This is a genomic window from Nocardioides sp. LML1-1-1.1 (assembly GCF_040676175.1).
Classification (GTDB): domain Bacteria; phylum Actinomycetota; class Actinomycetes; order Propionibacteriales; family Nocardioidaceae; genus Nocardioides.
In genome coordinates this window covers 568,517-582,035 of the sequence record NZ_JBEGHK010000001.1, presented here as the reverse complement: position 1 = coordinate 582,035, position 13,519 = coordinate 568,517, and the positions used below count along the sequence as shown (strand labels likewise).

Here is a 13,519-nt window from a genome sequence, read left to right as displayed (position 1 = left end):
TCGTGCCGGACCCTTCCCTAGGGTGAACCCATGTCCATCAAGGTCGCGCTGGAGCACCGTACGACGTACGCGTTCGCCCGCCCTGTGGCGGTGGCGCCGCACGTCGTGCGGCTCCGGCCCGCGCCGCACTGCCGCACGCCGATCGAGGCCTACTCGCTGAAGGTCGAGCCGGCCGGGCACTTCGTCAACTGGCAGCAGGACCCGTTCGGCAACTGGCTGGCCCGGCTGGTGTTCCCCGAGAAGGTCACCACGCTCGACATCACCGTCGGCCTGGTCGCGGACCTGATGGTGATCAACCCGTTCGACTTCTTCGTCGAGGAGCACGCCGAGACCTTCCCGTTCACCTACGACGAGCAGCTGGCGGCTGACCTGGCGCCGTACCTGCGCCCGGTGGTGGACGCCGGCGCGGCCGACGCCTGGCGCCGGCGGCTCCCGGAGCTGCCGCCCGACGGGGTGCCGACGGTGCAGTTCCTCGCCGACCTCAACACCGCGGTGCACCGCGACGTCGCCTACTCGGTGCGGATGGAGCCCGGCGTGCAGACCCCGGACCACACGCTGGCGAGCGGGATCGGCTCGTGCCGCGACTCGGCCTGGCTGCTGGTGAGCCTGCTGCGGCAGTACGGCCTGGCGGCGCGCTTCGTGTCCGGCTACCTCGTGCAGCTCGCGCCCGACGCCTTCGCGACCGAGGGGCTCGACGGGTCGACCGGGCCCACCGAGGACTTCACCGACCTGCACGCCTGGGCGGAGGTCTTCCTGCCGGGAGCCGGCTGGGTGGGCATGGACCCGACCAGCGCGCTGTTCGCCGGGGAGGGGCACATCCCGCTCTCGGCGACCCCGCACCCGAGCTCCGCCGCGCCGATCGAGGGCGCGACCGAGCCGGTCGAGGTGACCTTCGCCTTCCACAACAGCGTCACCCGCGTGCACGAGGACCCCCGGGTGACCGCGCCCTACACCGCCGAGCAGTGGGCGCGGATCGACGCGCTCGGCGCCGCCGTGGACGCCCGGCTGGAGGCGGGTGACGTCCGGCTGACGATGGGCGGCGAGCCCACCTTCGTGTCCCGGGAGGACTCCTCGACGCCGGAGTGGAGCACCGAGGCCGACGGCCCGGAGAAGCGCCGGCTGGCCACGGACCTGGCCGCCCGGTTGCGCGAGCGCTACGGCCGCGGCGGCGTGGTGCACCGTGGCCAGGGCAAGTGGTACCCGGGGGAGCCGCTGCCGCGCTGGTCGATCGCGCTGCAGTGGCGCGCCGACGGTGAGCCGCTGTGGTCCGAGCCCGCGCTGCTGGCCGACCCGTGGACACCCGGTACGTCGAGCGCAGCGGCCGCGCAGGCGCTGGGCGCGGAGGTGACCCGGCTGCTCGGGCTGCCCGCCGACCAGCTCCGCGGCGCCTTCGAGGACCCCTTCGCCGCGCTGGCCGAGCAGGTCGCCCGGCCCCAGGGCGAGCGACCCGGCACGGTCGGGCCCGACCCCGCGCTGGTCACCCGGCTCGACGCCGGCGTGACGGACCCGACCGGCTGGGTGCTGCCGCTGACGACCGGCGAGGAGGGCTGGACCAGCCCGGTGTGGGCGCTGCGCCGTGGCCGGGTCGTGCTCTCGCCCGGCACCAGCGCCGTGGGCCTGCGGCTGCCGCTGTCCTCGATCGCCTGGCGCGACCCGGAGGCGGCGGCCCAGCCGTCGTACCTGGAGGCGACCGACGGGCACGTCCCCGGCCTGCCGGCCGTGACCCTGGCCGACCCCGAGGAGTCCGACCGCACCGCGCTGGCGTTCGAGACGCGCGAGGGCCACGTGCACGTCTTCCTGCCGCCGACCACCCGCTTCGAGGACTACGCCGACCTGCTGCACCTCGTCGAGACCGCGGCGGCCGCGACCGGGACCGCCGTCGTGGTGGAGGGCTACCCGCCGCCGCCCGACCCGCGGCTCACCCAGCTCTCAGTGACCCCCGACCCCGGCGTGATCGAGGTCAACGTGCAGCCCAGCGGCTCCTGGGCGGAGCTGCGCGAGCTGACCACGACGCTCTACACCGAGGCGCGGCAGGCGCAGCTCTCGACGGAGAAGTTCGACCTCGACGGGCTGCACACCGGCACCGGCGGTGGCAACCACCTCACCCTGGGTGGCCGGGAGCCCGCCGACAGCCCGCTGCTGCGCCGGCCCGACCTGCTGGTCAGCCTGATCACCTACTGGCAGCGGCACCCCGCGCTGTCGTACCTCTTCTCCGGCCGCTTCGTCGGGCCCACCAGCCAGGCGCCGCGCTTCGACGAGGGCCGCCCGGAGGCGGTCTACGAGATGGAGATCGCCTGCGCCGAGGTGGCGCGGATGGCGGCCGGCGGCGAGCCCCGGCCGTGGCTGGTCGACCGGGCGCTGCGGCACCTGCTCACCGACCTGACCGGCAACACCCATCGCGCGGAGCTGTGCATCGACAAGCTCTACAGCCCCGACTCCACCCGCGGCCGGCTCGGGCTGCTCGAGCTGCGCGGCTTCGAGATGCCGCCGCACCCGCAGATGGCGCTGGTGCAGGCGCTGCTGGTGCGCAGCCTGGTCGCGATGTTCTGGGAGCGGCCGATCGACCCGTCGACCGCGCCGCTGGTGCGCTGGGGCACCCGGCTGCACGAGGACCACCTGCTGCCGCACGGCGCCACGGCCGACATCGCCGCCGTGGCCGCCGACCTCGCGGCCTCCGGGATCGACCTCGACCCCGCGTGGTTCGCGCCGTTCACCGAGTTCCGGTTCCCGCGGATCGGCGTCGCCGAGGTCGCCGGCGGGATCAGCCTGGAGCTGCGCCAGGGCGTCGAGCCGTGGCACGTCCTCGGCGAGGAGGCGACCGGCTCCGGCACCGCCCGCTACGTCGACTCCTCCGTCGAGCGCATCCAGGTGACCGCCTCCGGGATCGATCCCGAGCGGCACCTCGTCACGTGCCAGGGTGTCCCCGTGCCGCTCACCGCCACCTCGCCCGCCGCGGACGCCCACTACGCCGGCGTCCGCTACCGCGCGTGGCAGCCGTGGTCGGCGCTGCACCCCTCGATCCCGGTCGACTCGCCGCTGGTCCTCGACGTCGTCGACCTCGACGCGGGCGCGAGCCTGGGCGGCGCGACGTACCACGTCGTGCACCCGGGCGGGCGCAGCTACGACACCGCACCGGTCAACGCGCAGGAGGCCGAGGCCCGCCGGGCCGCGCGCTTCGAGCCGCGCCGGCACACCGCGGGACCGATCGACGTCGCCGGGCTGCGGCGCCGGGCGCGGGAGGTCGCGTCGGCGGACTACCCGCACACCCTCGACCTGCGCCGCGTCCCCCGAGGCGCCCCGTGACCGTCCTGCGCGACTACGCCGCCGGGCTGAACCAGCCGACGCTCGGTGGCGAGGGGGGAGTCGACGAGCCCGGCCGGTACGACGAGGTGGTCGGCCCGGACGGCTCGTTGCGCGCGCCCTGGAAGCGGCTCGCCGAGGTCGCCACCCAGATCGACGCCGACGACATGCGCCGGGTGGCCGAGGAGATCGCCCGCTTCCTGGAGGACGACGGCGTCACCTACTCCCGGCCCGGCGAGCGGCCCGCCCGCTGGCGGCTGGACCCGGTGCCCCTCGTGGTGGACGCCGCGTCCTGGAAGCAGCTCGAGGTCGGCCTGGCCCAGCGCGCGGAGCTGATGAACGCCGTCCTCGCCGACCTCTACGGACCGCAGGGCCTGCTCGCGCAGGGCATCGTGCCGCCGGCGGTGGTGCTCGGCCACCGCGGCTTCACCCGGGTGATGGCACGCTCCTCGACGACCGACCCGCGGCCGCTGGTGCTCTCCGCGACCGACCTCGGCCGCGACGCCGACGGCACCTGGCGGGTGCTCGGCGACCGCACCCAGGCGCCGTCGGGGCTCGGCTACGCGCTGGAGAACCGTCGCGTGCTGAGCCGGGTGCTGCCCGAGCTCTACCGCGAGGCCGACTCGCACCGGATGGCGCCGTACCTGTGGGCGCTGCGCTCGGCGCTGCTCCAGTCGGCGACCGGCGACCTGCCGGACCCGCGCGTCGTCGTGCTGAGCCCGGGGCTGCACTCGGAGACCCACTACGACCAGGCGGCGATCGCGAGCAACCTGGGCTTCCCGCTGGTGCAGGGCAGCGACCTGACCGTGCGGGACGGCTGGGTGCTGATGAAGACCCCGCAGCGCCTGGAACGGGTCGACGTGATCCTGCGCCGGGTGGACGCGGCGTGGAGCGACCCGCTGGAGCTGCGTGGCGACTCGCAGCTCGGCGTGGCCGGTCTCGCCGAGGCCGTACGACGCGGCCGGGTCCGGGTGGTCAACGGGCTCGGTGCGGGCGTGCTGGAGAACCCCGGCCTGCTGCCCTTCCTGCCGGCCGCCTGCGAGCACCTGCTCGGCGAGCCGCTGCGGCTGCCGTCGGTGCCGACCTGGTGGTGCGGCGACCCCGACGGGCTCGACCACGTGCTCGGCCACCTCGACGAGCTGGTGGTGCGCTCGATCGACGGCTCCGACTCGACCCTCGTGGGCGCCTCCCCGGAGCGGATCCGGCTCACCGTGCGGGCCCGGCCGCACGCCTTCGTCGGGCAGCAGCGGTTGCGTCTGTCCCAGTCGCCGACCTGGCGCGGGCGCACGGCGCGGCCGGCGGAGCTGGTGCTGCGGACGTTCACGCTGCGCTACGGCTCGGCGTACCGGCCCCTGCTGGGCGGGCTCGCCACCGCCCGCGACGGCGAGCGCACCGTCGCCAGCAAGGACGTGTGGGTCCTCAAGGAGGAGACCGGGCAGCCGGACCAGGGGCTGACCGAGGTGCTGCCGATGACGGCGGTGCGCTCGCTGCCCGCGACGGTGCCGCGCGTGCTCGACGACATGTTCTGGTTCGGCCGCTACGCCGAGCGCGCCGAGGACATGCTGCGCCTGGTGCTCGCCGCCCACGTGCTCGTCACCGACTACCGCACCCGGCCCCGGACCACCGGCGGGGTCAGCTCCGAGGTGCTGATGTCGGCCGTGCACCGGCTGACCCCGCGGACCTCCGAGGACGACGACCTCGACCTGCGCTCGGTGCTGCTCGACGAGGACCGGACCGGCTCGGCGGCGCACTCGCTGGCCGGGCTGCGCGACGCGCTCACCGGTGTGCGGGACCAGATGTCGGCCGACGCCTGGCGCGCGATGGGCTCGGTGGACCGGGCGACCGCCGTGCTGGAGGCCTCGCACCACAGCCACCAGGTGGCCGAGTCCGCGGGCCGGATGCTCACCGCCGTGCTCGCGCTCCAGGGCGTCACGGCGAGCATGATCCGCGACGCGGGCTGGCACATGGCCGCCGCCGGCCGCTACGCCGAGCGCGGGCTCCAGCTGTGCCACCTGCTCCGGCTGGTCACCGAGCGCCGGGGGCTGGACGTGGACCGCGAGGTGCTGGCCGCCGTGCTGACCGCGGCGGAGAGCTCGGTGACCCACCGTCGTCGCTACCGCGACTACGTGCGCCCGGCCGGCGTCCTCGACCTGTTGCTGATGGACCCGGAGAACCCGCGCTCGCTGGTGTTCAGCCTCCACCGGCTGCGCGAGCACCTCGGCGCCCAGGTCGCCTCGACCGGGTCCACCCGGCCGGAGCGGCTGCTCGACGACCTGCTCGCCCAGGTGGAGGGCGCCGACGTGTCCGCGCTGGCGGCGATCGGCGGCGTGGAGCGCCCGCACCTGGTGGGCTTCCTCGACGACGTGGTCGCCCAGCTGCAGCGGCTGGCCGAGGCGATCCGCGAGCTGCACTTCGCCACCGGCCCGCGCCCGCGCAGCTTCGGCGTGCTGACGACCCCGACCGAGGTGCCGGCATGACCCGCTACCGCGTGGAGCACCGCACGACGTACACCTACGACGACGACGTCACCGACAGCTTCGGCGTCGGGCACCTGGTCCCGCGCAGCCTGCCGTGGCAGCAGGTGGGCGGCTACGACGTGACGATCGCCCCCGAGCCGGGCGACCTGAGCAGCGACGCGGACTACTACGGCAACACCGTCACCTACTTCCAGGTGACCGCACCGCACACCGAGCTGGTGGTGGTCGGCACGGGCGAGGTGGACGTCGTGCCCCCGGTGGTGGACGAGACGGCGGCGGCCCGGCCCTGGGAGTCCGTGCGCCCGCTGGTGGACCCGGCGGCGCCCGGAGCCTGGCAGGCCACCGACTTCGCCCTGCCCAGCGCGGCGGTGCCGGTGCACGGCGGGGCCCGTGACTACGCCGCGGCGTCGCTGCTGCCGGGGCGGCCGGTCGGGGAGGCGGTGACCGACCTGGTGCACCGCATCCACGCCGACTTCGACTACGACCCGACGGCCACCACCGTCACCTCGACGGTGTCGCAGATCCTCGCCCAGCGGGCGGGGGTCTGCCAGGACTTCGCGCACTTCACGCTCTCCGCGCTGCGGGCCCACGGGCTCGCTGCCCGCTACGTCAGCGGCTACCTCGCCACCGAGCCGCCGCCCGGCAAGGAGCGCGTCGTCGGCGCCGACGCCTCGCACGCCTGGGTCGCGGTGTGGCTGGGCGGTGCGGAGTGGCTGGCCCTCGACCCGACCAACGACCAGTGGCAGAACGACCGCTACGTCACCCTCGCCTGGGGGCGCGACTACGGCGACGTACCTCCCCTGAAGGGCGTGATCTTCACCGAGGCGACGACCTCGCGGCTGGCGGTCTCGGTGGACGTGGCGCCCCTCTGACCCGTGCCGAGCCGACCGGCTCACCACGTCCAGTGGATGCCGACCGTGCCGGGCCCGAAGGCCCGGACGGCGTGGTGCACGCTGCTCACCTCGCGCAGGTCGACCGCGACCTCGGTGGTGGCGCCGGCGAGAGCGGCGCTGCGCAGGGTGCAGGTCGCCGGGACGTGGGTACGCCGGAAGCGCACCCACAGCTCGATCTCGCCGGTCCGGCGGGGCGGGCTCAGCACGAACTCGGTGTCGACGTCGGCCGCGCCCTCCTCGGACGGCACGTCGAAGGTCGCCTCCACCACCGTGGCCTCACCGCTCAGCAGCGGGCGGTCCAGCACCACCTCCTGCACCAGCAGGCCGGCCGCCAGGTCGTCGACCCGGCGGCCCGGCGTGGCGCCGTGGACCTCGCCCACCGTGATCGGCCGCGGGACCGGCCGGTCGACGACGAGCCACAGCGGGACCCGGTCGACGCGCTCGTGCACCGCCCGGACCCGGAAGCGGCCGCGCACCCGGGCGAAGCAGCCGTGCTCGTCGAGGTCGACGGTGAAGGACGCCGTCTCGTCGGCGGCGCGGGTGGGCGCGTCGGCGAGGCCGAGGTCGTCCAGGGCGCGGGCGAGCAGCGCGGCGCTGCTGTTGTCGGCGACCGCCTCGACGGGTGCGGTGCGCGCCACCGCCCCGGTCCGGCGCGAGGGCCCGGTGCGGTCGATCAGCGCGCCGGGGCGCAGGTCCAGCAGCTCCTCGATCGCGGCGAGCGCCTCGACGGAGGCGGCCCCCTCGGGCCGTCGTCGACCCGAGCGCCAGTAGCTCAACGCCGACAGGCTGACCCGCACCCCACGCGCCTGGAGCCGGTCCCGCAGCCAGGTCAGCGAACGGCCCCGCTCCCGCAGCGCCCGGGTCAGCACCTCGGCCAGGTCGTCCTCCGGCGCGACCCGGGCCCGTGGCCGGTGCGTGGTCATGCCCGCATCCCTATCACGCCCCGGAGATTCACACTTCCGGTCCGCGGGTGTGTGGATCCGCGCTTCCTAGCGTGGTCGTCGTACCGATCCACGACCCGAGGAGTCACCATGAAGAACCTGCTGAAGAAGATCGCCGTCACCGGTGCGAGCGTCGGCCTGCTCACCCTCGGCGGGGTGGCGATGGCGCCGCACGCCGACGCCGCCGACAGCGGCTGGCGCTACGGCGGCACGATCACCGGCTCCGGCGGGACGTACGTCGTGATGGTGAACGGCAACAACTACGTGAAGGTCTGGATCGCACCCGCCTGACCCCTTCCGTCATGCTGGAGGCGGACGGGCGTGGGACCTCGGGGGTGGTGCCACGCCCGTCCACCTAGGCTGAGTGGGTGCGCGCCTTCTCCTGCAGGGTCTGTGACAGCCCGCTGTTCTTCGAGAACTCCCTGTGCGTGTCCTGCGGGACCGCGCTCGGTTTCTCCCGGGAGGAGCGGGACATCGTGCCCCTCGACCCCGGCGGTCGGTACGTCGACCATGCCGGCCTGGTCTGGCACGTGTGCCGCAACCTCAACCTGACCGGCTGCACCTGGCTGGCGCCGGTCGAGGGCGGCCAGTGCGCGGCGTGCGACCTGACCCGCACCCGGCCGGCGGACGACGACGTCGAGGGCCTGGCCCAGCTCCCCGCGGCGGAGGCGGCCAAGCGCCACCTGGTCGTCGAGCTCGACGGGCTCGGCCTCTCGCTCGACGGGCTGGTCTTCGACATGCTCTCCAGCGTCGAGGAGAACGTCGTGATCGGGCACGCGGACGGGGTGATCACGATCGACCTCGCCGAGTCCGACGACGCCCGTCGTGAGCGGATCCGGCAGCAGCTCGGCGAGCCCTACCGCACCCTGCTCGGCCACCTGCGCCACGAGGTGGGCCACTTCTTCCAGATGCGGCTGGTCACCGAGGAGCACCCGGAGCGGCTGGCGCGCTGCCGGGTGCTGTTCGGCGACGAGACGGCCGACTACCAGGCCGAGATCGACCGGCACTACGCCGAGGGGCCGCCGGAGGGGTGGGAGGCGTCGTACATCACGACGTACGCGACCATGCACCCGTTCGAGGACTTCGCGGAGACCTTCGCGCACTACCTCCACATCAGCGACACCTGCGAGACCGCGGCGGCCTACGGCCTGGCGACCGTGGACGTGCGGGCGTTCAGCGTCTTCCGTGACCTGGTCCGTGCCGTCTGGGTGCCGCTGTCGGTGGCGCTCAACCAGATCAACCGGTCGATGGGCAAGGACGACGTCTACCCGTTCGTGATCCCGGCGCCGGTCCTCGACAAGCTGGACTTCGTGGCGAGCCTGGCGGCCGAGGGGTGAGGCGCCCGGGGCGTCGTACGACGCTGGTCGTGGTGGCCGGCGTGGTCGTCCTGGCCCTGGCCGCGGGCGTCGTCGCCCTGGTGCTCGCGGGCCGCGGCCCGGGGCCGGACGAGGTCGCCTCGGACTACCTCCGCGCGCAGTGGACGGGCGACGCGCGCACCGAGTGCGAGCTGTCGGCACAGGCGTGGCAGCACCTGCTGTTCGAGGGGCACCCGTTCGCGGACTGTGCGGCCTTCGCGGCCGCGGCCGACAAGGCGGCCACCAGCCGGGGCCTGGCGGCGTACGCCGACGACACCGACATCGAGGTCGCGGTGGAGACCACCGAGGAGGACGACGGCGAGGCCCGGGTGGCCTACGCGCTGACCTTCCGCTACCACGGCGAGGACCGCGCCGGCTTCGACGCCCTGTGGCAGGGCGCGGACCCGGTCGACCGCGGCACGGTGCTGCTCAGCGAGGGCGACGACGGGTGGCTGGTGGCGGGAGTCGATCCCGGCTGAGGTTTGCGGATGGCATGATGGCGCACCATCGAGAGCGGATCATCCGCTCGGCGACGCGCGCAAGGAGTGCTCATGTCGGACCCGAACCAGCCCACCACCCCTCCCGGTTGGTACCCCGACGGCCAGGGCGGCCAGCGGTGGTGGGACGGCACGCAGTGGACCGAGCACACCCAGCCCGGCACCCCGGCCGACCCGCCGCCGGCCGCGCCCGGCCCCGGTGACCAGACCGTCGTCGCGCCGAACCGCGCCGCCGACTTCGGCCAGCCGCAGCAGCCGCAGCAGCCGCAGCAGCCCCCGCAGCAGCAGTGGGGCCAGCCGCAGCAGGCGCCCTACGGCCAGCAGCCGGGCTACGGCCAGGCCGGCTTCGGCCAGGGTGGTGGCGGCCAGGGCGGCTGGGGCCCGCCCGGTTCGACCGGCGGTGGCGGCAAGGGCAAGGGCAAGCTGTTCGCGATCATCGGCGGGATCGCCGTGCTGGTCGTGCTCGCGGTGGTCGCGGCCTTCGTGCTGCTCAAGGTCGTCGGCGGCGGCGGCCCGGACAGCGTGGCGAAGGACTACCTCGAGGCGCAGAACTTCGTGGACCCCGACTACCAGAAGCAGTGCGACCTGCTGTCGAAGGACTCCCAGAAGGACCTGCTCGACACCTACGACGTCAAGGACTGCGACGCCTACGCCGACAAGCAGCAGAAGGAGTTCGACGACCAGCTCGACGAGAAGCTCGACGAGGACTGCGACTCGACCTTCGAGGACATCAAGGGCGACATCGACTACGACGTCGAGATCAAGAAGACCGACGAGAACGGCGACAAGGCCGACGTCGACTTCAAGCTGACCTCGAAGTTCACCGGCGACAAGAAGATCCTCGACGAGTGCGGCGGTGACGACGACGAGGAGTCGCAGGACGGCACGGTGAAGCTCGTCAAGGAGGACGGCGACTGGAAGGTCGACGACACCACCGGTGAGTAGTCCTCACCCCGTGCGCGCCTTCTCGGTCTTCGTGCTGGTCGTCGTCGCGACCGTGCTCGCCCCGCTCGCCGTCGCGAGCACCTGGGTGGGCGCGCGCGTCGACGACCAGCAGTCGTACGTCGACACCGTCGCCCCGCTCGCCGACGACCCCGCCGTGCGGGAGGTGATGGCGGACGCCGCCGCGGCGGGCGCGGTGAAGGCGCTCCAGGAGCGGATCCCCGTCGGCCTGCCGGACGCGGTGACCGGCTGGGCCGATGCGGCCGCACGGAAGGTCGTGGAGAGCCCGGACTTCCCGGAGTTCTGGCGCAAGGCCAACGAGGACGTGCACGGCGAGGTGATCGCGATCCTCGAGGACCCCGACGCCGACCGTTCGGGCTACGTCACGGTCGACGCCGCGCCGCTGCTCGCCCAGGTGCTGCTGGACCTGGAGGACCGGGGCATCCCGGTGGCGCTGCTGCCGCGGCTGCCGCTGGAGGTGCGCGTGGTCGAACGGGCCAAGGTCGCGGAGGGCGGGCCGGCGTACCGGGCGACCCACGGTGCCGCGCGCTGGCTGCCGCTGGTGTGGCTCGGCCTGGTCGGGCTGGCCGTGGTGGTCGCGTCCGGCTGGCGCGGGCGGCTGCGGACCGCGGGCTTCGCCCTGCTGGGCCTGGCCCTCGGGGCGGTGCTCGTGCTGCTCGCGGTGGACCCGGTGACCGACCTCGTCGTCGACCGGGCGGAGGTCGACGGCCAGGCGATGGTGCGGATCATGCTCGACGCCGTGCTCGGCTCGCTGACCCCGTGGGCGCGCACCTTCCTGCTCGCGGCCCCGGCCGGGCTGGTGCTGCTCGCCGGCTCCTCCTGGCCCGCGCGGGACCGTCACCCGGCCACCTCCTAGCGGGTATCGTGGCGGGGAGATGTGGCCCGGGTCACAGGCACGCCACCCCTGTGCCAGGTCCGGGGCACGACGACCCCGACCCGCGTCGCGGTGATCCCGCCGGCGTGGCCGCAAGGAGTGGCGATGACCGACCCCGTCTTCGGACCGGCCCCGGAGCAGACCGCTGACCCGGAGCTCGTGCAGCTCCTGACGCCCGAGGGCGAGCGGGTCCACCATCCCGGCTTCGACCTGGACTTCTCCGCCGAGCAGCTGCGCGGGTTCTACCGCGACATGGTGCTCGTGCGCCGCCTCGACATCGAGGCCACCGCGCTGCAGCGCCACGGGGAGCTCGGGCTGTGGGCCCAGCTGCTCGGCCAGGAGGCCGCGCAGATCGGCGCCGGCCGCGCGCTGCGCCCCCAGGACTTCGTCTTCCCGACCTATCGCGAGCACGGCGTCGCCTGGTGCCGCGGGGTCGACCCGGTCCAGCTGCTCGGCCTGTTCCGCGGCGTCGACCAGGGCTCGTGGGACCCGAACGAGAACAACTTCGGCCTCTACACGATCGTCATCGGCGCGCAGACCCTGCACGCGACCGGCTACGCGATGGGGGTCCAGCGCGACGGCGCGGTGGGCACCGGCGATCCCGAGCGGGACACCGCCGTGGTGGCGCACTTCGGGGACGGGGCCTCCTCGCAGGGCGACGTCAACGAGGCGTTCGTGTTCGCGGCGTCGTACAACGCGCCGGTGGTGTTCTTCTGCCAGAACAACCAGTGGGCGATCTCCGAGCCCTTCGAGCGGCAGTCCCGGATCCCGCTCTACCGCCGGGCGCACGGCTTCGGCTTCCCCGGCGTGCGGGTCGACGGCAACGACGTGCTCGCGACGTACGCCGTCATGCAGGCCGCCTTGCAGCGGGCCCGCGACGGACAGGGCCCGACCTTCGTGGAGGCCTACACCTACCGGATGGGTGCGCACACCACGACCGACGACCCGACCCGCTACCGGCTCAGCGACGACGTCGAGCACTGGAAGCTCAAGGACCCGATCGCGCGGGTGGAGGTCTACCTGCGGCGCAACGGGCTGGTCGAGGACGGTTTCGTCGAGAGCGTCGCCGCCGAGGCCGACGAGCTCGGTGAGCGGATGCGCCGCGAGTGCCATGCCCTGCCCGATCCCCAGCCCCGCGACATCTTCGGGCTGGTCCACGCCGAGCAGACCGCCGAGCTCGCGGCCCAGCAGGCGGCGTACGACGCCCAGGTGGCCTCCTTCGAGGAGGTGACCGCATGACCACCATGACCATGGCCAAGGCGCTCAACGCGGGCCTGCGCACGGCGATGGAGGGCGACGAGAAGGTCCTGGTGATGGGCGAGGACGTCGGCACCCTCGGTGGCGTCTTCCGGATCACCGACGGGCTGCAGAAGGACTTCGGCGAGGACCGGGTGATCGACACCCCGCTCGCGGAGTCCGGCATCGTCGGCACCGCCGTGGGCCTGGCGATGCGCGGCTACCGCCCGGTGGTGGAGATCCAGTTCGACGGGTTCGTCTACCCGGCCTACGACCAGATCGTGTGCCAGGTGGCCAAGCTGCACTTCCGCAGCCAGGGCAGGGTGAAGGTGCCGATGGTGATCCGGATCCCGTTCGGTGGCGGCATCGGCGCGGTCGAGCACCACAGCGAGTCGCCGGAGGCGCAGTTCATCCACACCCCGGGGCTCAAGGTCGTCGCCTGCTCCAACCCGGCGGACGCCTACGCCATGCTCCAGCAGGCCATCGCCAGCGACGACCCGGTCGTCTTCCTGGAGCCCAAGCGGCTCTACCACTCCGCGAAGGGCGAGGTCGACGAGGACGCGGCGCCCGCGCCGCTGTGGCAGTCGCGTGTGGTGCGGCCCGGCAGCGACGCCACCCTCGTCGGCTACGGGCCCACCGTCTCCACCTGCCTGGACGCCGCCACCGTGGCCGCCGACGAGGGCCGCTCGGTCGAGGTGATCGACCTGCGCACCCTCTCCCCGCTCGACCTGGTGCCGGTCGTGGAGTCGGTCCGTCGCACGGGGCGGCTGGTCGTGGTCCACGAGGCGCACGTGACCCTCGGGGTCGGCGCGGAGGTCGCGGCCCGGGTCACCGAGGAGTGCTTCCACTCCCTGGAGGCCCCGGTGCTGCGGGTGGGCGGCTACGACACGCCGTACCCGCCGGCCCGGATCGAGGAGGCCTGGCTGCCCGACCTGGACCGGGTGCTCGATGCCGTCGACCGCACGTTCGGCTACTGAGGAGGC

11 protein-coding genes are annotated in these 13,519 nt (G+C 74.0%); 10 read left to right on the top strand and 1 reads right to left on the bottom strand.

Going from position 1 to position 13,519, the window contains the following annotated elements:
- Window positions 1–30 precede the first annotated feature (30 nt).
- From MRBLML1_RS02845 to MRBLML1_RS02835, 3 genes are read left to right on the top strand one after another with little or no spacing between them, the layout of a single operon-like run.
- Complete coding sequence (locus MRBLML1_RS02845) at window positions 31–3,303, top strand: DUF2126 domain-containing protein (RefSeq protein WP_364511084.1); 3,273 nt, start codon at window positions 31–33, stop codon at window positions 3,301–3,303.
- Window positions 3,300–5,777 (top strand): circularly permuted type 2 ATP-grasp protein, encoded by a 2,478-nt coding sequence (locus tag MRBLML1_RS02840; protein ID WP_364511081.1) that lies wholly within the window; start codon window positions 3,300–3,302, stop codon window positions 5,775–5,777. Before MRBLML1_RS02845 ends, MRBLML1_RS02840 begins: the two co-directional genes overlap by 4 nt.
- Window positions 5,774–6,649, top strand: coding sequence for a transglutaminase family protein (locus MRBLML1_RS02835; protein WP_364511078.1), 876 nt, complete (start codon window positions 5,774–5,776; stop codon window positions 6,647–6,649). The genes MRBLML1_RS02840 and MRBLML1_RS02835 overlap by 4 nt, the downstream gene beginning before the upstream one ends.
- Window positions 6,650–6,669: 20 nt before the next feature.
- Here MRBLML1_RS02835 and MRBLML1_RS02830 read toward each other — a convergent pair whose 3' ends face one another.
- Window positions 6,670–7,593 (bottom strand): hypothetical protein, encoded by a 924-nt coding sequence (locus MRBLML1_RS02830; RefSeq protein ID WP_364511076.1) that lies wholly within the window; start codon window positions 7,591–7,593, stop codon window positions 6,670–6,672.
- A 108-nt stretch (window positions 7,594–7,701) separates the two neighbouring features.
- On the opposite strand from MRBLML1_RS02830, the gene MRBLML1_RS02825 reads away from it, so the two are divergent.
- From MRBLML1_RS02825 to MRBLML1_RS02795, 7 genes are all read left to right on the top strand, one after another.
- The gene (locus tag MRBLML1_RS02825) at window positions 7,702–7,902 is read left to right on the top strand and encodes a hypothetical protein (protein WP_364511074.1); all 201 of its coding nucleotides are present in this window, start codon (window positions 7,702–7,704) and stop codon (window positions 7,900–7,902) included.
- Window positions 7,903–7,979: 77 nt separating this feature from the next.
- Complete coding sequence (locus tag MRBLML1_RS02820; protein ID WP_364511072.1) at window positions 7,980–8,948, top strand: zinc-binding metallopeptidase family protein; 969 nt, start codon at window positions 7,980–7,982, stop codon at window positions 8,946–8,948.
- Window positions 8,945–9,445, top strand: coding sequence for a hypothetical protein (locus tag MRBLML1_RS02815; RefSeq protein ID WP_364511070.1), 501 nt, complete (start codon window positions 8,945–8,947; stop codon window positions 9,443–9,445). Before MRBLML1_RS02820 ends, MRBLML1_RS02815 begins: the two co-directional genes overlap by 4 nt.
- Before the next feature lie 72 nt (window positions 9,446–9,517).
- The gene (locus MRBLML1_RS02810) at window positions 9,518–10,408 is read left to right on the top strand and encodes a DUF2510 domain-containing protein (RefSeq protein WP_364511067.1); all 891 of its coding nucleotides are present in this window, start codon (window positions 9,518–9,520) and stop codon (window positions 10,406–10,408) included.
- A 10-nt stretch (window positions 10,409–10,418) separates the two neighbouring features.
- A complete protein-coding gene (locus tag MRBLML1_RS02805) occupies window positions 10,419–11,282 on the top strand; it encodes a hypothetical protein (protein WP_364511064.1) in 864 nt (287 codons plus the stop codon).
- Window positions 11,283–11,405: 123 nt separating this feature from the next.
- Complete coding sequence (gene pdhA, locus MRBLML1_RS02800) at window positions 11,406–12,539, top strand: pyruvate dehydrogenase (acetyl-transferring) E1 component subunit alpha (RefSeq protein WP_364511061.1); 1,134 nt, start codon at window positions 11,406–11,408, stop codon at window positions 12,537–12,539.
- Window positions 12,536–13,513 (top strand): alpha-ketoacid dehydrogenase subunit beta, encoded by a 978-nt coding sequence (locus MRBLML1_RS02795; RefSeq protein ID WP_364511058.1) that lies wholly within the window; start codon window positions 12,536–12,538, stop codon window positions 13,511–13,513. Before pdhA ends, MRBLML1_RS02795 begins: the two co-directional genes overlap by 4 nt.
- Window positions 13,514–13,519 lie beyond the last annotated feature (6 nt).